General features: G+C 69.4%; 21 protein-coding genes. 13 read left to right on the top strand and 8 right to left on the bottom strand.

The window, feature by feature from the left end:
* Nucleotides 1–175: 175 nt before the first annotated feature.
* The 8 genes from C1707_RS18415 (at nt 176) to C1707_RS18380 (ending at nt 9,393) form a co-directional block, all read left to right on the top strand.
* The gene (locus tag C1707_RS18415) at nt 176–2,503 is read left to right on the top strand and encodes a methyl-accepting chemotaxis protein (protein ID WP_101715475.1); all 2,328 of its coding nucleotides are present in this window, start codon (nt 176–178) and stop codon (nt 2,501–2,503) included.
* Nucleotides 2,504–2,554: 51 nt separating this feature from the next.
* Nucleotides 2,555–3,052, top strand: coding sequence for a GAF domain-containing protein (locus C1707_RS18410; protein WP_101715476.1), 498 nt, complete (start codon nt 2,555–2,557; stop codon nt 3,050–3,052).
* 69 nt (nt 3,053–3,121) lie between these two features.
* A complete protein-coding gene (locus tag C1707_RS18405; RefSeq protein WP_101715477.1) occupies nt 3,122–4,261 on the top strand; it encodes a GNAT family N-acetyltransferase in 1,140 nt (379 codons plus the stop codon).
* Entirely contained in the window at nt 4,261–5,181 is a 921-nt protein-coding gene (locus tag C1707_RS18400; protein WP_101715478.1) for a glycosyltransferase family 2 protein, read from the top strand. The genes C1707_RS18405 and C1707_RS18400 overlap by 1 nt, the downstream gene beginning before the upstream one ends.
* 10 nt (nt 5,182–5,191) lie before the next feature.
* The gene (locus C1707_RS18395) at nt 5,192–6,109 is read left to right on the top strand and encodes a hypothetical protein (RefSeq protein ID WP_101715479.1); all 918 of its coding nucleotides are present in this window, start codon (nt 5,192–5,194) and stop codon (nt 6,107–6,109) included.
* Between the two features lie 199 nt (nt 6,110–6,308).
* Nucleotides 6,309–6,833 (top strand): flavin reductase family protein, encoded by a 525-nt coding sequence (locus C1707_RS18390; protein ID WP_101715480.1) that lies wholly within the window; start codon nt 6,309–6,311, stop codon nt 6,831–6,833.
* Nucleotides 6,834–6,911: 78 nt separating this feature from the next.
* On the top strand, nt 6,912–8,408 hold the full coding sequence (locus C1707_RS18385; protein ID WP_101715481.1) for a CoA-acylating methylmalonate-semialdehyde dehydrogenase: 1,497 nt from the start codon (nt 6,912–6,914) through the stop codon (nt 8,406–8,408).
* A gap of 16 nt (nt 8,409–8,424) precedes the next feature.
* Nucleotides 8,425–9,393: a M15 family metallopeptidase gene (locus C1707_RS18380; RefSeq protein ID WP_101715482.1), complete on the top strand. Its 969-nt coding sequence runs from the start codon at nt 8,425–8,427 to the stop codon at nt 9,391–9,393.
* Between the two features lie 14 nt (nt 9,394–9,407).
* Here the strand turns inward: C1707_RS18380 and C1707_RS18375 are convergent, their stop codons facing one another.
* From C1707_RS18375 to C1707_RS18350, 6 genes are all read right to left on the bottom strand, one after another.
* Nucleotides 9,408–9,839 (bottom strand): hypothetical protein, encoded by a 432-nt coding sequence (locus tag C1707_RS18375; protein ID WP_101715483.1) that lies wholly within the window; start codon nt 9,837–9,839, stop codon nt 9,408–9,410.
* 64 nt (nt 9,840–9,903) lie between these two features.
* Nucleotides 9,904–10,632 (bottom strand): DUF72 domain-containing protein, encoded by a 729-nt coding sequence (locus C1707_RS18370; RefSeq protein WP_101715484.1) that lies wholly within the window; start codon nt 10,630–10,632, stop codon nt 9,904–9,906.
* Nucleotides 10,633–10,676: 44 nt separating this feature from the next.
* Complete coding sequence (locus C1707_RS18365; protein WP_101715485.1) at nt 10,677–11,402, bottom strand: endonuclease III domain-containing protein; 726 nt, start codon at nt 11,400–11,402, stop codon at nt 10,677–10,679.
* A gap of 63 nt (nt 11,403–11,465) precedes the next feature.
* On the bottom strand, nt 11,466–12,035 hold the full coding sequence (locus C1707_RS18360) for an NUDIX hydrolase (protein ID WP_101715486.1): 570 nt from the start codon (nt 12,033–12,035) through the stop codon (nt 11,466–11,468).
* Nucleotides 12,032–13,033, bottom strand: coding sequence for an inorganic phosphate transporter (locus C1707_RS18355; protein WP_101715487.1), 1,002 nt, complete (start codon nt 13,031–13,033; stop codon nt 12,032–12,034). The genes C1707_RS18360 and C1707_RS18355 overlap by 4 nt, the downstream gene beginning before the upstream one ends.
* A gap of 12 nt (nt 13,034–13,045) precedes the next feature.
* Nucleotides 13,046–13,690, bottom strand: a complete 645-nt coding sequence (locus C1707_RS18350) for a DUF47 domain-containing protein (protein ID WP_101715488.1) — start codon at nt 13,688–13,690, stop codon at nt 13,046–13,048.
* A 211-nt stretch (nt 13,691–13,901) separates the two neighbouring features.
* Between C1707_RS18350 and C1707_RS18345 the strand changes: the two genes are divergently transcribed.
* The 4 genes from C1707_RS18345 (at nt 13,902) to C1707_RS18330 (ending at nt 20,251) form a co-directional block, all read left to right on the top strand.
* A complete protein-coding gene (locus C1707_RS18345; protein ID WP_101715489.1) occupies nt 13,902–14,366 on the top strand; it encodes a (2Fe-2S)-binding protein in 465 nt (154 codons plus the stop codon).
* A gap of 5 nt (nt 14,367–14,371) precedes the next feature.
* Entirely contained in the window at nt 14,372–16,537 is a 2,166-nt protein-coding gene (locus C1707_RS18340) for a xanthine dehydrogenase family protein molybdopterin-binding subunit (RefSeq protein ID WP_101715498.1), read from the top strand.
* Between the two features lie 119 nt (nt 16,538–16,656).
* Entirely contained in the window at nt 16,657–17,895 is a 1,239-nt protein-coding gene (locus tag C1707_RS18335) for an FAD-dependent oxidoreductase (protein WP_164467389.1), read from the top strand.
* 1,108 nt (nt 17,896–19,003) lie between these two features.
* Nucleotides 19,004–20,251, top strand: a complete 1,248-nt coding sequence (locus C1707_RS18330; RefSeq protein WP_240633739.1) for a sugar MFS transporter — start codon at nt 19,004–19,006, stop codon at nt 20,249–20,251.
* Nucleotides 20,252–20,263: 12 nt separating this feature from the next.
* On the opposite strand, the gene C1707_RS18325 is transcribed toward C1707_RS18330, so the two are convergent.
* Nucleotides 20,264–21,250: a pectinesterase family protein gene (locus C1707_RS18325; RefSeq protein WP_101713105.1), complete on the bottom strand. Its 987-nt coding sequence runs from the start codon at nt 21,248–21,250 to the stop codon at nt 20,264–20,266.
* Between the two features lie 181 nt (nt 21,251–21,431).
* Between C1707_RS18325 and C1707_RS18320 the strand changes: the two genes are divergently transcribed.
* Nucleotides 21,432–21,971, top strand: a complete 540-nt coding sequence (locus C1707_RS18320) for a hemerythrin domain-containing protein (protein ID WP_101713104.1) — start codon at nt 21,432–21,434, stop codon at nt 21,969–21,971.
* Between the two features lie 120 nt (nt 21,972–22,091).
* On the opposite strand, the gene C1707_RS18315 is transcribed toward C1707_RS18320, so the two are convergent.
* On the bottom strand, nt 22,092–22,349 hold the full coding sequence (locus tag C1707_RS18315) for a GlsB/YeaQ/YmgE family stress response membrane protein (RefSeq protein ID WP_101713103.1): 258 nt from the start codon (nt 22,347–22,349) through the stop codon (nt 22,092–22,094).
* Nucleotides 22,350–22,593 lie beyond the last annotated feature (244 nt).

Genomic DNA, 22,593 nt, shown 5'->3' with positions numbered 1-22,593 from the left:
CCCAGCGGGGGAGCATCCAAGATCCTCCTCCGCTGGGGGAGGTGACCCGGAGGGCCGGAGGGGGCTGCGCCGTCGGCGCTGAAGCGCCAGATTGTCGCAGCTTAACCTCAGTTAACAGCCAATTAGGAATCGACCGCCACAACGAGGTTAACGGCTCGGGTTGCGGAGATTCTCGATGAAGGCGTTCGGTCGGCTGACCATCGCGTGGAAGCTGGTGACGGTGGCGGGTCTGGCCATCGGCCTTCTGCTGATCGCCGCCGCCGTGGCGGTGTCGATGCACACCTCGGGCATCGTCGCGGGCCTGACCCACCGCTATGCGGACGCGGTGGCTGACGACGCCATCGAGCAGATCCGCACCGAGATCGGCAGGGTCGAGGCCACCTCGCGCGCCACCGCCGGCTCGATCGCCGCGGCCCACACCGCCGGCGTCCGCGACCGCCGCGCCTATATCGAGATGCTGCGCCCGCAGGTCGACGCCACCCCGATCGTCATGGGCGCCTGGTTCATGGCCGCCCCGAACGCGCTGGACGGCAAGGACGCCGAGTTCGCCGGCCAGACCGCCATGGGCTCGACCGCCCAGGGCAACTTCACCCCTTACTGGGTGCACAACGACGGCAAGGTGATCTTCGAGCCGCTCAGCGAGGGCAACGAGTACAGCCAGCCCTACTACACGGTCCCGCGCGACACCCATAAGGCGGCGATCCTCGAGCCCTATCCCTACACCGTCGCCGGCAAGACCCAGCTGATGACCTCGGTGGTCTATCCGGTGATGACCGGCGGCGTGTTCCTCGGCGCCGAGGGCGTCGACCTGTCGCTGGACGGCGTCTCGCAGCGCCTGGAGAAGATGCGCCCCCTGGGCGGCGGTCGCGTGATGCTGCTGTCCTCGACCGGCAAGTGGGTGGCCCACCCCAACGCCGACCTGCGCACCACGGCCTATGCCGACGCCGGCGCCGACAAGGTCAAGGCCGTGCTGGCCGGCGGCGAGCCCGCCATCTTCGAAGGCGTGAAGGTCGGCGACGAGGAGATGGAGCGGATGATCCGTCCCATCGCCATGCCTGAGCTCAACACCACCTGGGCGCTGGTCATGGACGTGCCGCGCTCGGCCATCACCGGTCCGGCCGATCGCCTGGCCATGATCCTGTTCGTCGGCGGCATGGTGATCACCGGCGCGGTGCTGCTGGCCCTGTTCCTGGCCAGCGCCAGCCTGGTCCGCCGTCCGCTCTCGGGCCTGACCCAGTCGGTCGACGCGCTCAGCGCCGGCCGCTACGACCAGCCGGTGCCCGGCGTGACCGGCGGCGACGAGATCGGCGCCATCGCCCGCGCCCTCGACGGCTTCCGCCACGACCTGGCCGACGGCCAGCGCCGCCGCGCCGAGCAGGAGGCCGAACGCGCCGCCGCCGAGGCCGACCGCCAACGCCACGCCGAGGAGGCGGAGGCCTTCGCCAAGGCCCAGGCCGCCGCCGTCGCCACGCTTGGCCAGGGCATGGAAAAGCTGGCCGACGGCGACCTGATCTGGCGCATGCGCGAGGACGGGTTCGCCGGCGAGGCCCGCAAGATGCCGCGCGACTTCAACGCCGCGGTCGAGAGCCTGCAGCAGACCATGGCCGGCATCCTGTCGGCTGCCCAGAGCATCCGCGCCGGCTGCGCCGAGATCAGCCACGCCTCCGACGACCTGGCCCAGCGCACCGAGCGCCAGGCCGCGGGCCTGGAGCAGACCGCCGCCGCCCTCGACCAGATCACCGCCACGGTGAAGAAGAGCTCGGAAGGCGCCGAGCGCGCCCGCCAGCTGACCGAGAGCGCCAAGGCCAACGCCGAGAAGAGCGGCAAGGTGGTCACCGAGGCCGTCCAGGCCATGGGCGGCATCGAGAAGTCGTCGCAGTCGATCACCCAGATCATCGGCGTCATCGACGAGATCGCCTTCCAGACCAACCTCCTGGCGCTGAACGCCGGCGTCGAGGCTGCCCGGGCCGGCGAGGCGGGCAGGGGCTTCGCCGTCGTCGCCCAGGAAGTCCGGGCCCTGGCCCAGCGCAGCGCCGACGCCGCCAAGGAGATCAAGGGCCTGATCCGCGCCTCCACCGACGAGGTGGGCAAGGGCGTGCGCCTGGTCGGCGAGACCGGCGAGACCCTGCAGCAGATCATGGAGCAGGTCTCCGAGATCAACGCCCTGGTCGGCGAGATCGCGTCCTCGGCCAAGGAGCAGTCGGTCGGCCTCGCCGAGGTCAACACCGCCGTCAACCAGATGGACCAGGTGACCCAGCAGAACGCGGCCATGGTCGAGCAGTCGACCGCCGCCGCCCACGCTCTTTCGACCGAAGCCAGCGAACTGGAACGCCTGATCGGCCGCTTCCAGGTCGGCGCCGAGGTCCGCGACCTGCATCCCCGCCAGGCCCAGCGCCAGCCGGCCGCGCCCCGGCGCGAGGCCTTTCGCGAGCGCTACGTCCAGGGGAGCAACGCCCTGAAGATCGCCCCGCAGTCGCGTCCCGGCGACTGGGAAGAGTTCTAGGCTCGCATTCGGCCCCTACCAATCGGCCATGGGCGCGCTATATCCGCGCCCATGGCCGAAGCTTTCAACGACAAGACCCTCTCCGCCGACAAGGCCGCCCGCTATGCCGAGGTCGCCGAGGAGATCGCCTCCGTCCTCGAGGGCGAGGCCAACCTGACGGCCCGCATGGCCACCGTCGCCTCGATGCTGGCCAACAGCTTCGACCACTATTTCTGGACCGGCTTCTACGTCGTCGATCCCGCCAAGGAGCGCGAGCTGGTCGTGGGCCCGTACCAGGGCACGCTGGGCTGCCTGCGCATCCCGTTCGGGCGCGGCGTCTGCGGCGCGGCCGCCGCCACCGGCCAGACCCAGCTTGTGCCAGATGTGCACGCCTTCCCGGGCCACATCGCCTGCGACAGCCGCTCGGCCAGCGAGGTCGTGGTGCCGGTGTTCGACGGGGAGGGCCGTCTGCTGGCGGTGTTCGACGTCGATTCCGACCAGCCGGCCGCGTTCGACGAGACCGACCAGGCCTGGCTGGAGCGTATCCTGGGTGCGACATTCCGCGCCTGAGCGTGGCCCCTCGATTGCAGTGACATTTCCATCATTCCCTAACCGAGCCGGTTTAGGACAGAGGTGGACATGTTGGACGTCGAGACCCTTCACCCCGTCGACCTCGCCCCCGCGGACGTCGCCCTCTGGCGGGCCTTCGCGCAGGCCCAGCCCGCGCTGGCCGGTCCGCTGCTGGGTCCGGACTTCGCCCTGGCGGTCGGCAAGGTGCGCGAGGACGCCCGGGTCGCGGTGATTCGCCGCGACGGCGAGACGATCGGCTTCCTGGCTCACCATCGCCGTCCGGGCGGAGTCGCCCGCCCCATCGGCGCGCCGCTGTCGGACTATCACGGCCTCGTCGCCAAGCCCGGCGTCGAGATCGACGCGGCCCAGGTCCTGCGCGCCGCCGACCTGGCGGTGTTCCGCTACACCGGCCTCGTCGATCCCGCCGGCGCCTTCCAGGCCGAGCCGTCCACGGCCGCCTATGTCATCGACACCGAGGGCGACGCCGAGGCCTATCTGGAGGCCGTCCGGTCGGGCAGTCCCAAGAAGATCAAGAACTACCGCCGTCTCGACAACAAGCTCGGTCGCGAGATGGGGCAGGTGACGCTGAAGGCCGCCGACGACAGCCAGGACGCCTTCGACCAGCTGATCGCCTGGAAGCGCGAGCAGATCGAGCGTACCGGCGTCCACGACTTCCTGCGTCCGCAGTGGACCCGCGACCTCTTCCAGGCGCTGTTCGAGCGCCGCGACGGCGACTTCCGCGGCCTGATGATCAATCTCTACGCTGGCGACCAGCTGGTGGCCGGCCATTTCGGGGTGCGCCAGGGCGCGATCTATCATCCGTGGATCGCCTCGACCAACACGGCCTTCGCCGCCTGGTCGCCCGGCCAGATCTTCTTCCTGCGCGCCATCGCCGCCATGCCGCAACTGGGCCTGACCCGCTACGACCTGGGACCGGGCGCGGACCACTACAAGCACTCGTACGGCCTGACCCAGATCCTGATCGCCGACGGCGCGGCCACCGCCGCCAGCATGGCGGGCCGGGTCGCGGGCTCGGTCGAGGGCGTCTGGGCCCTTGCCGGCGCCAACGGTGCGGGTCCGGTCGCCCGCCTGCGCCGCCGGATGGACATCATCGCCAGCACCGAGCTCACCATGGGCGGGCGGGTGAAGGGGCTGGTCGACGCCGTCGCCGCCCAGGGCAGGCGCCGAAACGCGACGATGGAGGTCTGATGGCTCGCGTGACGATCATGATCCCGACCCAGCGTCGGCTCGGCGGCCTGGCTGTCGCCGCCCGCTCGGTGCTGGCCCAAGCTGGCGTGGATCATTCCGGGCTGGAACTCGTGATCGTCGACAACGACCAGGTGCCATCGGCCGAAGGCGTGGCCCGGGCCCTGGCGGCCGAGGCGCCGTTCTCCATCCACTACGTGCACGAGCCCCGCGCCGGGGTCGCCAACGCCCGCAACGCCGGCATGGCCAAGGCCTGCGGCGAATTCGTCGCCTTCCTCGACGACGACGAGGAAGCTCCGGCGGGCTGGCTGGCCGCCTTGCTCGCCGCTCAGGAGCGCTACGCCGCCGACGTGGTGTTCGGCCCGGTCCGCGCCCGCGCGCCCGACGCCGTCACCGAGCACCGCGACTATCTGGAGCGGTTCTTCTCGCGCATCGGCCCGGCGGAGGCCGGCGTCATCGACCACTACTACGGCTGCGGCGACAGCTTGCTGAGGCGCTCGAGCCTGCCCGACCCGGTCGCGCCCTTCGCCGCCGAGCGCAACCACATTGGCGGCGAGGACGACATGCTGTTCGGCCACATGCGCGCCGCCGGCGCGGTGTTCGCCTGGGAGCCGGCCGCCTGGGTGTGGGAAGACCCCGTGCCCGACCGCCTGACCCTCGACTACACGATCCGCCGCGCCTTCGCCTACGGCCAGGGCCCTTCGGCCCACTGCGCCGCCGCCGTGCCGCCCGACCGCGCAGGCGTGGCCCGCTGGATGGCCGTCGGCGTCGTCCAGGCCGCCCTTTTCGGGGCCGTGGCCGGCTTCAAGTGGCTGATCCGCGCCGGCGACCGGGCCGAATGGCTCGACCGCGCCGCCCGGGGGCTGGGCAAGACCCTGTGGTGGGGTCCCTTCAAGATCCGTTTCTACGGACACTCGGCGTGAGGCTGGCGTCATGAGCATCATCCACGACTGGACACCCGAGAAGGCCAAGGCCTTCGGCCGCGAGAACCTGGTGTTCAAGCACGGCCTGCACGAGCGGCCGATGTTCGACGACGAAGGCCTGGCCCGGCTGCTCGACCGCTATCCGCGCGAGCTCCTGGGCGTCTTCACCATGGGCGAGGATCCCAAGGCCTGGACCACCTGGCGCAAGGGCTCGGCCGGAAACCTGTCGGGCGACCAGCTGCTGGAGGCCGCCAAGGCGGGCCGCATCTGGCTGAACCTGCGCCACACCAACGACCACGTGCCCGAATACGCCGCCCTCTGCGACGAGATCTTCGCCGAGAAGGAAGCCCAGGTACCGGGCCTGAAGACCTTCAAGCGCGACCTTGGCATGCTGATCAGCAGCGCCAACGCCCAGGTGTTCTACCATCTCGACGTGCCGCTGGTGTCCCTGTGGCAGATCCGCGGCGTCAAGAAGGTGTGGGTCTATCCGGTGGCCGACCCTTACGTGGGCGACCTGGCGCTGGAGAAGATCGTGCTGCGCGAGACGGCCGAACAGTTCGCCTTCGAGCCGGCCTGGGACGCCGGCGCCCAGGCCGTCGAGCTGACGCCCGGGAGCATGGTCACCTGGAAGCAGAACGCCCCGCACCGGATCGAGAACGGCCCGATGCTCAACGTCTCGATCTCGATCGAATTCATGACCCCGCCGGCCCTGATGCGCGCCAACGTCATCTACGCCAACGGCGTGCTGCGCCGCCGCCTGGGCGCCAATCCCAAGGTCCAGGCCGGTTTCGGCCCCACGGCCCTGGGCAAGCTGGCCATCGCCCGCGGCGCCAAGGCCCTGAATTTGCAGACCCCGCACGTGCGCCACCTGCCGGTGACCTTCGGCCTGGACGCCGCGCGGCCGGGGGTGCTGGTCGAGCGGGCTTGAGTCTGGGGCCCCGCACGCCCGCCCGGTCTCGCCGGCGAACGACGGCGTCAGGGGCGCCTGATCGCCCAGGTCGCGAGCGGGCGCGACTGATCAGCAAGTAAGCAAAAACTTCATTGTACGCCCACGCGCGGGCCCCGAAGTCCGCCGCACCTGATCGCGCCTTGCCCAGGCGGCCGGTTTGCCCCACAGCTTGGTCACGATGAGTCAGGCGGTCACGATCGAACTGGGGGAGGGCGGCGCGCACGACGCCCGCGCCCTGCGCAACGCTTTCGGGTGCTTCACCACGGGGGTCACCGTCGTCACGACGCTGGGCGAGGACGACCGCCGCGTCGGTCTGACGGCCAATTCCTTCACCTCGGTGTCGCTGGATCCGCCGCTGGCCCTGGTCTGCGTCGATCTGAAGTCGTCCAGCCTGCCGGCGCTGGACGCGGCGGGACGCTTCGCCGTCAACGTGCTGCACGCCGACCACCAGGCCCTGGCCCGTCAGTTCGTCCAGAAGGACACCGACCGCTTCGCCGGCGTCGAGACCGAGACGTGGCGCACCGGCGTGCCGATCCTGCCCGGCTGCATGGCCAATTTCGAATGCGAGACCCACCACGTCTTCGATGCCGGCGACCACCGGGTCTATGTCGGGCGGGTGGTCAAGCTGCGCTACGATCCCGACCACGAGCCGCTGGTCTATCTGCAGGGCCGGTTCCGCCGGGTGCATGTGGACGCCGAGTAGGGCGGGGATAGATTTTCCACGATACGCGCCGTTTCTCGGATGCTAATGACGCCGAAAAACAGCGTTAGGGAGCGCATCATGCGAGACATCGCCCATTTCGTGAACGGCCAAGCCTTCAATGGCGCCTCGGGGCGCTTCGGCGACGTCTTCAATCCCAACACCGGCGAGGTCCAGGCCCGCGTCCAGTTCGCCACCGATGGCGAGATCGACGCCGCCGTGCAGGCCGCCGCGAAGGCGCAGATCGGCTGGGCCGCCACCAACCCGCAGCGCCGCGCCCGGGTGATGTTCGAGTTCAAGCGCCTGATCGAGCGCGACATGAACGGCCTGGCCGAGATCCTGTCGTCCGAGCACGGCAAGGTCATCGCCGACAGCAAGGGTGACATTCAGCGCGGCCTGGAAGTCATTGAATTTGCTTGCGGCATCCCGCACATCCTGAAGGGCGAATACACGGAAGGCGCGGGCCCCGGCATCGACGTCTATTCGATGCGTCAGCCCCTGGGCGTCTGCGCGGGCATCACCCCGTTCAACTTCCCGGCCATGATCCCGATGTGGATGTTCGGCATCGCCATCGCGGTCGGCAACAGCTTCATCCTCAAGCCGTCGGAGAAGGATCCCACGGTTCCGGTGAAGCTGGCCGAACTGATGATGGAGGCCGGCGCCCCCGAGGGCGTGCTCAACGTGATCCACGGCGACAAGGGCGCCGTCGACGCCATCCTGACCCACCCGCTGATCCGCGCGGTCAGCTTCGTGGGCAGCTCCGACATCGCCCACTACGTCTACCAGACCGGCACGGCGCACGGTAAGCGCGTCCAGGCCATGGGCGGCGCCAAGAACCATGGCATCGTCCTGCCCGACGCGGATCTCGACCAGGTGGTCAAGGACCTGTCGGGCGCGGCCTTCGGCTCGGCCGGCGAGCGTTGCATGGCCCTGCCGGTCGTGGTTCCCGTGGGCAGGAAGACCGGCGACGAGCTGCGCGAGCGCCTGGTCGCCGAGATCGACACCCTGAAGGTCGGCATCTCCACCGACGCGGCCGCCCACTACGGCCCGGTGGTCAGCGCCCAGCACCGCGCCAAGATCGCCGACTACATCCAGATCGGCGTCGACGAAGGCGCCGAACTGGTGGTCGATGGCCGCGACTTCCACCTGCAGGGCTTCGAGAAGGGCTTCTTCATCGGCCCGTCGCTGTTCGACGGCGTCGAGAAGGGCATGAAGACCTATCAGGAAGAGATCTTCGGCCCGGTCCTGCAGATGGTCCGCGCCGAGAGCTTCGAGGAGGCGATCAGCTTGCCGTCCGAGCACCAGTACGGCAACGGCGTCGCCATTTTCACCCGCAACGGCCGCGCCGCCCGCGAATTCGCCGCCCGGGTGAACGTCGGCATGGTCGGCATCAACGTGCCGATCCCGGTGCCAGTGGCGTATCACACCTTCGGCGGCTGGAAGCGCAGCGCGTTCGGCGACACCAACCAGCACGGCGTCGAGGGCGTGAAGTTCTACACCAAGGTCAAGACGGTTACGGCCCGCTGGCCAGAAGGCGACGTCGAGGACAGCGCCTTCGTCATCCCGACGATGAAGTAGGGGCAGGGCGGCGACGATGCGGCAGACCCGTCGAACCGTCGCCGCCGGCGTTCTGGCCTCCGGCCTCGCGCCCGGCGCGGCCCTGGCGGCCGCGGACCTGTCGCTCGTCGCCCAGTACGGCGCGCCAGAGGCTCCGCTGACGGTCTTCGAGACCGGCGACGGCCAGCTGGCCGTCTTCGCCTACGGCCGGCCGCCGCGTCGGCTCTCTCCCCTCGCCGCGAGCCGCTACGCCGTCGAGGGCGGCGGCGAGCTCCTGGTCACGGCGCGGGGCGTCCGGCTGGACGGCGCCGTCCTGCCGCGCCGCGATTTCGGCGCCGAGGTGCAGGCCGGCATCCGCCGCGCCGTCCGCGCCGATTCCAGGATCCTGCGCGAGCGCGCCCTGGCCGCGACGCCGCCGACGGAGACGGGCGATTTCCTGCCCGCCGATCTCGTCAACCTGGCGACGGTCGGGCCCGGCTTCCGGTTCGACATCCGCTATGCCGGCCGCGACAACTTCATGGGCCTGAAGCTCTACGAACGACCGGCCGCCTGGCTGCAGCGCCCGGCCGCCGAGGCGCTGGGCCGCGCGGCCAAGGCGCTCGCCGGGCAGGGCTACGGCCTGACCATCCACGACGCCTATCGCCCCTGGTTCGTCACCTGGATGTTCTGGGAAGCGACGCCGCCCGCCAGCCGCGTCGTCGTCGCCGATCCGGCCAAGGGCTCGCGCCACAACCGAGGCTGCGCGGTCGACCTGACGCTGCACGACCTTGCGACCGGCGCGGTCGTCGAGATGCCCAGCCGCTACGACGAGATGTCCACACGCTCCTACGCCGACTTCGCCGGCGGGACGGCCAGGCAGCGCGCGCTGCGGGGCATGCTGCGCGACGCCATGGTCGCCCAGGGCTTCGAGGTCTATCCCGAGGAGTGGTGGCATTTCGACTTCGGCGCCTGGCGACGCTATCCGATCGGCGTGAAGACCTTCACGCAGCTGGCGGGGCGGGTCTAGGGCCGTCAGGCCGCTCAGTCCAGCCAGTCGAAGCTGACGACCGCCCAGCCGTAGGACCGGACCCGCCAGCCGCCGTCCTCGCGCGCCTGCACGAAGCTCCAGCCGCCCAGTTCCTCGAACCGTCGCCCATCGCGGACCCCGGTCCAGTGCGTCGGCAGGGTGAAGTACACGATCTCGTCGGTCAGCGCGAAGTCCTGCGGCGCGCCGAATTCGTGCCGCAGTTCGCCGATCGCGCCGACATGGCCGGTCATGATCCCCCGCCATCGGGCCAGCCCTTCCTGCCCCAGGAACACGTGCGGCGCGAAGTTCTCCAGGATCGTCACCTCGCCGGCCGAGAACACGCCGTCCAGCAGGCGCGCGTCGAGGGTCTCCAGAAAGCGCGCCAGAGCCTCGGGAGCGGCCATCATGGCGGCGTCGGGCGTCGATGCGGCGGCTTGCTGGGTCATGGGAAGCTCTCGGCTGGCGATGGGCGAGCGGGTCCCTTCTGACTGCCTCGAAACACCGCGCCTGTCATCCCGGACGGCGGCCAAGCCGCTCGAGCAGGCCGAGGGCGTCGCTCGTCGCCATGCCGAACTTGGTATTGTCGAAGACGCACCAGGTGTCGGCCGTCCCAGCCTCGACCGCCAGCCGCGCCGCCAGGCCGTCCAGCACCTTCGGCGGGTAGGGACTTTCGTAGATCACGGGCGAGCCGTGCCAGCGCCGATAGACGAGGCTGGGCGAGCCGCCCGGCTCGGCGGCCTGCGGCGCGATCGCGGGATCAGCCGCGACACGCGCCACGTCGAACGACGCCAGCAGCGCCTCGGCCTCCGGCGCGAACCACGTGGAATGACGCGGTTCCAGCATCGTGGCCGCTTGGGTGCGACGGCGCCAGTCCGCCAGGAACCGCTCGACGACGCCGGTTTCAAACCCGAGACTGGACGGCAGCTGGATCAACAGCGGCCCTCGCTTGGCGCCCAGGCCGCTAGTCTCGTCCAGAAAGCGCGCCATCAGGTCGCCGGTCTCCGCCAGCCGCCGCTCGTGGGTGATCGTCCTGGGCGCCTTCACCGCGAACCGGAAGTTTTCGGGCGTGCTGGCGGCCCAGCGCTCGTAGGTCTTGCGCTGGTGCGGCCGGTAGAAGGACGAGTTGATCTCCACGCAGTCGAACACGGCCGCGTAGCGCTCCAGCCCGGTTCCTTCGGCCGGAAACATCTCCAGCGCCCGCGGAAAGCTCCAGCCGGCCGTGCCGATGCGAACATCCATCCTTCGCCAGCGCGCGGCGCCGCGTTCGGTTCAGTTCGCTGGCTTCAGCTGGCGCGCGGCCGCCAGGCAAGCACCGTCGCGCCTTCGACGCCGACGCGGCGGCATTGGGCCTTCATCGGGCAAGCCCCGCACTTTGGCGCGTCGTGACTGCAGACCAGCTGCCCCAGGCCGTGCTTCATCAGGCAATGCAGCTCGAAGAGGTCGTCGGCGGTCCACGCGTCGGGCGCCAGGGCCATCAGCGCGTGATAGCTGTGGGTCGGATCGCCCGGACCGACCAGGCCCAGACGCTGGGCGGTGCGATGCACGTGGCTGTCGACCACCAGGTCGCGCATGGCCAGGGAGCTGAAGTTGAGCACGCTGGCGGCCACTTTCTGGCCGACGCCGGGCAGGGCGCGCAGTTCGTGCCGCGCCTGTTCGACGGTGAGGTTGCGCAGGTGGCTCAGCGACAGCCAGCCGATGCGCTCCTGGATCATCCGCAGCGCCATCGGCAGCCGGCGGGCCTTGTCCTCGGCGTGGGTGACGTCGGCGATCAGCGCCAGCACCTGGGCTGGTTCGGCCCCGGCCAGGTCCTCCCAGGTGCGGAACTCCCCCTGCAGGCGAAGGAACGCCGCCCAGGACACCGCGTCCAGCGTGCGATGGCTGATCGACGACTTCACCAGCTGCGAGACCGGGTCCATCCGCGCCTTGGGGCGCTGGGGGCCGAAAGCGGCCAGCAGCACGTCGCGCGCGTCCTCCAGCGGCGATCGGGCGAGGTGGAGGGACAGCTGCATGCGCTCGCCTCAAGTGAACATAATGAGAACATTACGTTCCGGGCGAGCGGTTGTCGAGAGGGATCAGCCCCGGCGGCGGGCGCGCCCCCAGAGCGCCGTGACGCGACGGCGCAGGCGTTGCAGGGCGACCCGTACGGGGGTGGGGGCCGGCGCGGTCTCCGGACGCTCCTCCTGCGGCAGGCCCACGCCCGCGAAGCGGGCGATCAGGTCGCGCAGCTGCGGCTCCTGAACCGCCAGGGCCGCCTCGACCGGCGTCATCCACTTTAGGGTCCGCTGGCCCTTCTCCGGCCAGGCGGCGTGCTCGCCGGTCACCTTCATCGGAAAGACGTCGACCTTGACCAGCCGGCCGGCGCCGCTCTTCAGGCGCTTGAGGTACTCGTACTCGCCGAAGGCCGTCTCGACGATCTCGCCGTCGAGACCGGCCTCCTCGTAGGCCTCCTGGGCGGCGGCCTGGTGATCCAGCCTGTCCTTCATCGGCCAGCCCTTGGGGATCACCCAGCGACGCGTCTCGCGCGACGAGACGAGCAGGATCTGCTGGTCGGCCCCTTCGCCGCGCCAGGGCAGGGCGGCGACCTGGCGACGCTTGCCGCCGCCCTTGGCCCCGCCGGTCTGCTTGACCGTCCCGTTCGTCACCGCATCCAGAACCCGAGATAGTAGAACACCGCCGCGGTCAGCGCCGCCGCCGGGAGGGTGATCACCCAGGCGACGACGATGTTCTTGGCCACGCCCCAGCGCACCGCCGAGACCCGACGCGAAGCCCCGACGCCGACAATAGCGCCAGTGATCGTGTGAGTCGTCGATACCGGAACGCCGATATGCGTCGCCAGGAACAAGGTGATCGCCCCGCCGGTTTCCGCGCAGAAGCCCTGCATCGGGGTCAGGCGGGTGATCTTGCTGCCCATGGTGTGCACGATCCGCCAGCCGCCGAACAGGGTGCCGAAGCCCATGGCCGCCTGACAGGCGATCACCACCCAAAACGGGATGTGGCCCGGCTCGTTGGTGGCGCCGTGTGCGAACAGCAGGGCGGCGATGATGCCCATGGTCTTCTGGGCGTCGTTGCCGCCGTGGCCCAGGCTATAGAGCGCCGCCGAGACGAACTGCAGCTTGCGGAACACCCGGTCGGCGAAGAACGGCGAGCTCTTCAGGAAGGTCCAGGACACGACCAGCACCAGCACCAGCGCCAGCACGAAACCGACCGTGGGCGACACCACGATGCCGGCCGTGGTCTTGCCCAGGCCTGCCCACTGGATGGCGGAGAGGCCGCCGACCTTGGCGATGGCCGCGCCGACCAGCCCGCCGATCAGGGCGTGCGAGCTCGAGGACGGGATGCCCAACCACCAGGTCAGCAGGTTCCAGCTGATCGCGCCCATCAGGGCGGCGAAGATCAGGCGGTCGCTGATGATGTGCGGGTCGACGATGCCCGAACCGACCATCTTGGCCACGTGCAGGCCGAAGAACAGGAAGGCGATGAAGTTGAAGAAGGCCGCCCAGATCACCGCCCAGCGCGCCGACAGCACGCGGGTCGAGACGATGGTGGCGATCGAGTTGGCCGCGTCGTGCAGGCCGTTCAGGAAGTCGAACGCCAGGGCGACGACCACCAGGAACACCAGGATGAGGAAGGTGGGATCCACGGCGCGGGCCCCTTAGACCTGCTCGACCACGATGCCGCTGATGCGGTTGGCCACGTCCTCGAAGCGGTCGACGACCTTTTCCAGGTGGCTGTAGATGTCGATGCCGACGATGAAGGCCATCGGGTCCTTCTCGCGGTGGGCCAGGAACAGCTCCTTGCGGCCGATGTCGTACATCTGGTCGGCCTGTTCCTCGATCTGGGTGATCTTCACGGCCAGGTCGGAAAGGCGCTGGGCGTTGTGGCGCATCTTCGGCAGCAGCGACACGGCCTCGGCCGTCAGGTCGGCGGCCTGGACGATGATCTGCGCCATGGCCTTCATCTGCGGCTCGAAGGTCGTCACCTCGAACAGGCTGACCACCTTGGCCGTCTTGCGCATCTGGTCGATGGCGTCGTCCAGCGACGTCGTCAGGTCCTGGATGTCGCTACGGTCGAAGGGCGTGATGAAGCTGCGGCGGACGGCCTGCATCACCTGGCGGGTGACCTCGTCGGCCTCTTCCTCGTGCTGGTTCACCCGTTGGGTGGCCGACTCGATGCTGTCGGCGCCGCTCATCAGGTCGCTGAGCGCCTTGGAGCCGGCCACAAGCGTCGCGGCGTGCTGGGAGAAAAGGTCGAAGAACCGGTCTTCCTTGGGCATGATCGCCCGGAACAAACCCAGCATGTCGCTTCATCCTCTGTTCGAAGCGGCGGAACGAAAAACGCGGACGTCCGTATCGGGAGCATCCGCGCATTGGCCGGACCGGAACCACGGAAGCGGCGGCCGTTCAAGCCCTTCGTGAAACTTTTGTGACAAAACCAGGCTCCGCCGCATGGCGCTCGGCAGGCCGGGCGGGTTGCGGCAAGATGACTCCGCAACCCTCGGAGTCGCGCGCATGGCCTACACCCTGACGGTCAACGGATCCGCCCATACGGTCGATACCGAGCCCAGCACGCCGTTGCTGTGGGTGCTGCGCGACCTGCTGGACCTGGTGGGAACCAAGTACGGCTGCGGCGTGGCCCAATGCGGCGCCTGCACGGTCCATCTCGACGGCGTTCCGGTGCGGGCCTGCGTGACGCCGGTCTCGCGCGTCGGCGCCAGGGCGGTGACCACCATCGAGGGGATCGCCGCCAACCCGGTCGGCGCCAGGGTCCAGGAAGCCTGGAAGACCCTCGACGTGCCCCAGTGCGGCTACTGCCAGGCCGGCCAGATCATGTCGGCCGCGGCGCTGCTGGCCGCCACGCCCAAGCCGACGGACGCGCAGATCGACGCGGCCATGGACGGCAACCTCTGCCGCTGCGCCACCTATCCGCGGATCCGCAAGGCCATCAAGTCGGCCTCCGGCCAGGCGGAGGCGTGAACACCATGAATGCTCCCGTCCTGTCGCGCCGCCTGTTCCTAGCCGCCTCGAGCGCCGCCGGCGGCGGACTGCTGCTGTCGTTCGGCCTGGAGAGCCAAGCCCGCGCCGCCGGCCCGGCCACGCTCGGCGCCTATCTGAAGCTGTCGCCGGACGGTAAGGCGACGATCGCCTCCAAGATCCCGGAAGTGGGGCAGGGCATGCGCACGGCCCTGCCGATGATCATCGCCGAGGAGCTGGACGTCGCCTGGGAAGACGTGATCGTCGAGCAGGCCCTGGCCGACACCAAGATCTATGGCCGCCAAGTGGCCGGCGGCTCGATGGCCACCACGCTGGAATGGGACGGCATGCGCCGCGTCGGCGCCGCCGGCCGCTGGATGCTGATCCAGGCCGCCTCCGCCAGGCTGAACGTTCCGGCCTCAGAGCTCTCCACCGAGCCTGGCCGCGTCGTCCACGCCGCCAGTGGCCGCAAGCTGGGCTATGGCGAGTTGGCGCAGGCGGCCGCCGCCGTCGCTCCGCCCGATCTCAAGACCCTGGTCCTGAAGGATCCCAAGACCTTCCGCATCATCGGCAAGAGCCACGTCCAGACCGACACCGACGCCATCGTCACCGGCAAGCCGCTGTTCGGCGTCGACGTGCGGCTGCCGGGCATGGTCTACGCCACCTACCTCAAGGCCCCGACCTACGGGGCCAAGGTCGCCTCGGCCGACCTGGCCGCCGCCAAGGCGGTCAAGGGCGTGCGCGACGCCTTCGTGGTCGAGGGCGGGACGGCGCTGGACGGCCTGCTGCCCGGCGTCGCGGTCGTGGCGAGCAGCTGGTGGGCCGCCCGCCGGGGCCGCAACGCGCTCGACGCCGCCTGGGCCGACCATCCGACCAGCGCCCAGAGCACCGCCTCGTTGGCCGCCAGGGCCGCCGAGCTCGCCAAGGGGCCGCCCCAGCGCGTGGCCCGCGCCGACGGCGACGTCGCCGCCGCCCTGAAGGGCGCGGCCAAGGTCGTCGAGGCCGCCTACGACTATCCCTTCATCGCCCACGCGCCGCTGGAGCCGCAGAACTGCACGGCCCGGGTCAAGGACGGCAAGGTCGAGATCTGGGCCCCGACCCAGAACCCCGAGCCTGGCCGCGCCCTGGTCGCCAGGACGCTGAACGTCCCGCCCGAGAACGTCACGATCCACCTGGTCCGCTGCGGCGGCGGCTTCGGCCGGCGGCTGATCAACGACTACATGGTCGAGGCCGCCTTCATCGCCAGCAAGGTCGACGCTCCGGTCCAGCTGATCTGGACCCGCGAGGACGACATCCAGCACGACTTCTATCGCCCCGGCGGCTGGCACAACTTCACCGCCGGCCTCGACGCCAAGGGCGACCTCGTCGCCTGGCGCGACCACTTCGTCAGCTTTGGCGAGGGCGAGACCTTCGTGCGCTCGGGCGGCATGAACTCCACCCAGTTCCCGGCCGGCGCGGTGGCCAACTACCAGCACGACGTCTCGGTGATGCCGCTGGGCGTCCCGACCGGCCCGCTGCGCGCGCCGGGCAACAACGCCTTCGGCTTCGTCATCCAGTCGTTCACCGACGAGGTGGCCCTGGCCGCCAAGGCCGACCCGGTGGAGTTTCGTCGCAAGCTCTTGGGCGAGCCGCGCCTGATCGGCCCGGAAGGCCAGAACGACAGCTTCCACACCGGCCGCATGCGCGGCGTGCTCGACCTAGTCGCCGAGAAGTCAGGCTGGGGCCGCAAGCCGACCAAGGGGAGGGGGCTGGGCGTCGCCTGCCACTTCAGCCACCTGGGCTATGTGGCCGTGGTCATGGAGGTCTCGGTCGCGAAGGGCAAGGTCAAGGTCGAGAAGGTCTGGGTCGCCGCCGACGTCGGTCGCCAGATCATCAATCCCAGCGGCGCCGACCATCAGGTGCAGGGCTCGATCCTCGACGCCATCGGCAGCACGCTGCATCAGAAGATCACCTTCGAGAACGGCGCGGCGGTGGAGAGCAACTTTGGCGACTTCCCGCTGCTGCGGATGAGCCAGACCCCGCCGATCGAGGTCCACTACCTGCTCAGCGACAACCGTCCCACGGGTCTGGGCGAACCGGTTCTGCCGCCCGCGCCGGCGGCCCTGTGCAACGCCATCTTCGCCGCCACCGGCAAGCGCATCCGCAGCCTGCCGGTCGGGGATCAGCTGGCCTGAGAACCCCGCCCGCGACATAGCGTCCCAAGGCCTCGCTTTGGCCTTGGGCAGGGTGTTTCTGAACGATGTTCTTAACCTTGTCGGCCGATCCTCGAAGCCTGAATTCGGGGAGCGGGAACATGGGCGAACACGTCGAGACGCTGGTGATCGGGGCCGGGCCCGCCGGGCTTTCGGCCGCCCACGTGCTGGCGCGCGCCGGACGCACCGTGACCGTGCTCGAAGCCCAGGGCGGCGTCGGCGGCGCGGCGCGCACGCTGTCGTTCGACGGCTTCCGGCTCGACGTGTCGGGACGTCGCCTGTCGTCCGCCGATCCGGCCATCCGCGCCTTCTGGACGGCGCTGCTGCCCGACGACCTGGAAATCGCTCCCGGCGCCATGCGCCTGGAAGGCGAGGGGGCCGCGGCGCGCGGCCAGCCCGGCGCGGCGCTGGGCGCGCTGATCAGCGCCAAGCTGCGTCCCATCGCCAGCTCCAAGACCCTCGGCGAGTGGCTGACCCGGCGCTTTGGCCGACGCGTCGCCCGCCGCCTCAGCGCCTATGCCGAGAAGCTCTGGGCCCTGCGTCCCGAGGACACTCCCGCCCAGCCGGCCTGCCCGAGCTTCCGCTCCGAGGCCGGCGTCAGGCCGCGCCAGGGTACGGGACAGCTGTGGAAGGCCTGCGCCGAGGCGATCGCCCAGGCCGGCGGCGAGATCCGCCTTGAACGCAAGGTCGCGAGCCTGCGGCGCGACCGGGCCAGCGGCGTCTGGACCGTGTCGACCCTGGCGCCCGACGGCGCCGAGGAAGTCTTCACCGCCGACCAGGTGATCTCCACCATGCCGCTGCGGGAGCTGATGGGCGCCCTGACGCCCACCCCGATCAGCCTCTTCCACGCCTGCGAACTGATGTATCGCGACCAGGTGACAGTGGCCTTCAACGCCACGCCCGGCCGTCGCCGCGCGCCGGCCCTGGCCGAGATCCACGGCGCCGCGATCAAGGCCGCCCGCGTCCGCGCGCTCGATGCCGACGCCCTGGCGCTCGACTACTACTGCTTCGAGGGCGACGTCCTCTGGACCGCCGACGACCAGGCGCTGATCGCCCAGGCCGCCGGCGAAGCCCAGCGCCTGGGTCTCGTCGCCCCCGGATTGGTCCGCGACGCCCAGGTCGTGCGCCAGCGCAAGGTCCACCCGATCCATGACGAGGCCTGCGACGAGCACCTGAAGATGATCGGCCTGGACCTGCGCCTGCACTTCGCCGGCCTGCACCTGGCCGGCCGGGCCGGCGCTCACGGCGACAGCGCCGAAGACCAGTCCATCCGCACCGGCCTCTCCGCCGCCGCCGCCGTCCTCAGCCGCGTCGTCGCGCCCAGCAGGATCGCGGCGTAGCACTGGGCGTCAGTAGATCCTCCCCCTTTGGCGGAGGTGTCACCAAAGGCGACGGAGGGGGCGTTCTCAGCTTTCCCCAAAAGCCCTTCCCCCATCAGGGGGAAAGGGTGAGGAAGCACTTCCCACCCTTAAAACCCCCGCGCACGCGGGGGGTACGGAATTGGGGGCGGTTGAAGGGGATAGAGCCCCGTCCATCCTCTGCGTTCAGCGAAAACTCTCCAACCAATCCAATCCCTTGCAACTTTCTCACGCGCCTGGATCAGACGGATCAAATCCCGCCGCATACTCACATGGTCCCCGCCATGGGGAGGGCTCTTGGTACCGGCCCAAGCGTGGCGAGGACCGCATCGAGCGGGGCCGCTTGGTTCGTATCGGGGAAGGCGGGAGAGGGTCTGTCCGTGGATAGATCCGGGGCCCTACGAAGCCTTCCTGGACGAGCCTGCGGGTAGACAGGGTCGGGAACGTTCAAACCGGCCTAACAGGATCAGCCGAGGCCGCGCCGGATTACCGCGGGGCTGTCGATCCTGCCCGTCCGAGGGCTAGCCGGGCCAAGGTTGAAAGAGACCTACGCCCCCGGTCCTTCGAGCCAATGATGCGGCGGAGCGGTCGACGAAGCCGAAACGCTAAACAAAAACACGGTCTCCGGGCTCCGCCCGGCCGCTCCGCGCCTCCCCGCCAGCTTTCGTGGATGTCCACGCGAGTGCGAGAGCCCGTGCCTGCGCTGACCCCCTCAGTCGCTCCGCGACAGCTCCCCCTCTGGGGGATCGTTGCATAATGGGGTAAAACGAGAACGACTTTCCCCTTTTGATTCCGAACTGTTCTCGAACGGATTCTGGTCTGTTCTTCGACGTTCCGAATTTCGCAACAGTCCCCTCTGGGGGAGGTGGCCCGGAGGGCCGGAGGGGGCGCCGAAGGCGGCTACGCCACTTCACTGATACCGGTCACAACACCCGTCCGTCCGGCTTAGAGGTTGACAACGTTGTCACGTTCGGTGCGACTACGCCCTACCGCGAAAGACGGACAGGGGAGTGAGACAGAGATGGCAGCCATGGGCGGCGCAGCGCCGGCAAGCGGCGCGAGCGGAAAAGGGCAGGCGCTTCTGCCCTTCGTGATTCTTCTTTTCTTCGCCTGGGGCTTCTCGACCTGCCTGGTCGACCTCGTGGCGCCGGCGCTCAAGTCGCTGTTCTCGCTGAGCAACTTCGAGACCGGCCTGACCCAGTTCGCCTTCTTCATCGGCTATGCCGTCGTTTCGCTTCCCGCGAGCTTCCTGCTGGCCAAGGTCGGCTACCTGCGCACCGTGGTCGTCGGCCTGCTGATCATGATGGTCGGCTGCCTGATGTTCGCCCCGGCCGCCAATGCCGGCGTCTACGAGGGTTTCCTGGCCGCGCTGTTCGTGCTGGCCTCGGGCATCACCATCCTGCAGGTGGCCGCCAACCCGCTGGTCGCCATCCTGGGCAAGAGCGAGACCGCCTCGGCCCGCCTGACCTTCGCCCAGTTCCTGAACTCGGTCGGCACGTTCCTGGCTCCGTTCGTCGGCGCGGCCCTGATCCTCAGCCACATCGAAAAGGCGCCCGATCCGGCCACCCTGACCGCCGCCCAGCTGGCGGTCGTGCGCCACACCCAGGCCCAGGCCGTGCAGACGCCCTATCTGATCATCGCCGGCGTGCTGCTGGCTCTCGCCGTGCTGTTCTGGCTGCTGCGCAAGAACCCGGCCGCCCCGCGCGCCGAGAAGGCTGTCGGCGTCGGCGAGATGCTGGGCATGCTGAAGTATCCGCGCCTGGCCTTCGCCGTGCTGTGCATCTTCGTCTATGTCGGCGCCGAGGTGGCGATCGGCACTTACATGACCACCTATCTCAGCCAGCCGAGCACCCTGGGCCTGACGCTGGCCAAGGCCGGCAGCATGGTCGCGTGGTACTGGGGCGGCGCCACCATCGGCCGGTTCTTCGGCTCGTTCATCCTGGCCAAGGTGTCGCCGGGCAAGGTGCTGACCGTGGCTTCGCTGGCCGCGATCGTGCTGATCCTGGTCTCGGCCTTCAGCGTCGGCCCGCAGGCGGGCTACGCGCTGATCGCCATCGGCTTCTTCAATTCGATCATGTTCCCGACCATCTTCACCCTCGGCATCGAGGGGATGGGTCATCGCACGCCCCAGGCCTCGGGCCTGCTGTGCATGGCCATCGTCGGCGGCGCCATCATCCCGCCGGCCACCGGCTTCCTGGGCGACCACTTCGGCCTGGGACTGGCCTTCCTGCTGCCGGCCGTCTGCTACCTGGTCATCGCCGCCTTCGGCTGGTCGGCCCGCAAGCCGGCGCCGGCGCTGTTCGCCCAGGACGAACTGGCGCCGGCTCCGGCCGAGTAGGCCAGGGGCGTTCTAGAGCCGGTCGGGCTTCCACCCGTCCGGACCCGCGAGAAAGCGGCGGGGCGCCCAGCGCTCCGCCGTCTTCGCGTCCAGGGCATGGGCGCTGGGCTCGCGCGCGGCGGGGTTGGCCCCAGGTCCTGTCGAGGCGTATTCGGCGTAGTAGGCCGTCCTGAAGGTGTCGGTCTTGCCCGGCGTCCATTCCCGCCACCCCTTGGGCTGCAGGTCGGCGTCGATCCGAGTGCGCAGGAACACCACGGTGGCGTAGGGCCGCCAGGCGCGCCCGAACCACACTTCGCCCGCCTTCGGGTCGGCGGTGATCGTGCAACGATCGAAGACGTAGCCGCTGTCCTGCTCGGGCGCGTTCTTGCTCTGGGCGGTGATCATCACCGTCGCGCCGGCGATGCCGTGGATGGTGCAGCGGTCGAAAACGGCCTTGCTGTCGCCGAAGATGAAGTCGACGTGACCTTCGACGTAGCAGTCGCGGAAGTACTGCCGGCTGGGCGGCCTGCCCTTGCGGCTGGCGGCGTAGAGCGTGTCCTGCGCGCCCAGGAGGCGCACCTTGTGGAGCTGGGCCCGGTCGCCCATCAGCGCCAGCGCCACGGCCTGCGAGGGCTGGGCGTTCTTGAGATGATAGTCGTTCTGGATGGTCAGGTTGCGGGCCTGGAAGTCGTCGCCCGACACCGTCACCGAGGCGGATTTCAGCGTGCCGCCGACGGTCGCCGAGGCGTCGCCGTAGACCAGCACCACGTCCTGGGGCCGCTTGCCCTTGCCGACCAGCCGCACGCCGTTGCGCGGAATGGCCAGTTTCTCGCGGTAGGTCCCCGGCGCGATGGCGATCTCGCCGCCGGTGTCGGGCAGGGCGTCGATGGCCGCCTGCAGGGTGCGGTGATCGGCCTTGGCGTCGGCGGCCACGGTCAGCCGCAGCGGCGCCGCCCCGACCAGCGCGGTGAGTGCGGTGGCGGCCAGGGCCAGTCGCCTGGCGAAGCTGGGGGTGTGCATGGCGTGTCTCCTCCCGACATCTTTGTCGCTAGGCATATGACACCGGTGGACAATGCGCCAGCGCGATCCGTGTCGACTATCCGACGAAGAGTTCTTGAGAGTTGTTCGCACGGAACAGCTGTATCCGCGCGCGGGTTGTTTGGCCGGTCGGGGGACGCAGCAACATTCAGGGAGCCAAGTCATGGCCGCCGCCGCCAAGTCCACCTCGAAGGCCAAGTCCAAGTCCGCCTCGGCGCGTCGCACGCGCCGCACCGGTCGTCGCGATCCGCTGGCCATCCGCCTGCTGAAGGCCGATCACCGGGAGGTCGAGCAGATGTTCGACGAATACGAGCAACTGGAGAAGGACGGCGAAAAGCTGGCCCTGTTCAACAAGATCGCCCTGGCTCTGAAGGTCCACACCCAGATCGAGGAGGAGATCCTCTATCCGGAGAGCCGCGGCGAGGTCGAGGACGACCTGCTGGACGAGGCCTATGTCGAGCACGACGGCGCCAAGAAGCTGATCGCCGAGATCGAGGCGATGGAGCCCGGCGAGGAATTCTACGACGCCAAGGTCAAGGTGCTGGGCGAGTACATCAAGCACCACGTCAAGGAAGAGGAGCAGCCGGGCGGCCTGTTCGCCCAGGCCAAGAAGAGCGACGAGGATCTCGAGGCCATGGGCGAGCGGCTGGAAGCCCGCAAGGCCGAACTGATGGCCGAGATGGGCAGTCCCAAGGCCCACTGACGACAAACCGCAGGCGCCCGATCACGGTCGGGTGCCTGTCCTTGCTTCCCGATCGCCGGCAAAAGAAAAGCGCCTCCGGCCGAAGCCGAAGGCGCCTTTGCTGTCGGGATCTGGTCGTCGCTATAGAGCGCGGCGGCCGGCCAGCAGGTGATAGATGGCCAGCACGATCACCGCGCCGACAGTGGCCACCAGCAGGCTGTAGAGGTTGAAGCCCGATACGCCCGAGGCGCCGAACTGGTTGAACACGAAACCGCCGACCAGAGCGCCGACGATGCCGAGCACCAGATCGACGAGCAGGCTGCCGCCGCTGCGGCTGACCAGCTTGCTGGCGATGAAACCGGCCACGAGACCCAGAACGATCCAGGCGAGAATGGACATGAGCGCCTCCTGAACATTACTGGCGCGCCTTGGCGCGTCCGATGCAGAAGAAAGGCGCTTCCCAAGACTTCGTTCCGACACGATCGCGTGTATCGGCGTCCAATATCAGCCGGTGTCGCTTGGAACTTCTCAGCGCTTGCCGACGCGCTCCTGGATCACCGCCAGCAGCTTTTCGACCGGACCGCGGCCGAGCAGGATGAACAGGCCGGATCCGATGATCGCGCCGAAGAGGAAGGAGAGGCTC

The organism is Caulobacter flavus, assembly GCF_003722335.1.
GTDB classification, from domain to species: Bacteria; Pseudomonadota; Alphaproteobacteria; order Caulobacterales; family Caulobacteraceae; genus Caulobacter; species Caulobacter flavus.
This window is presented reverse-complemented; position numbering and strand designations above follow the sequence as displayed.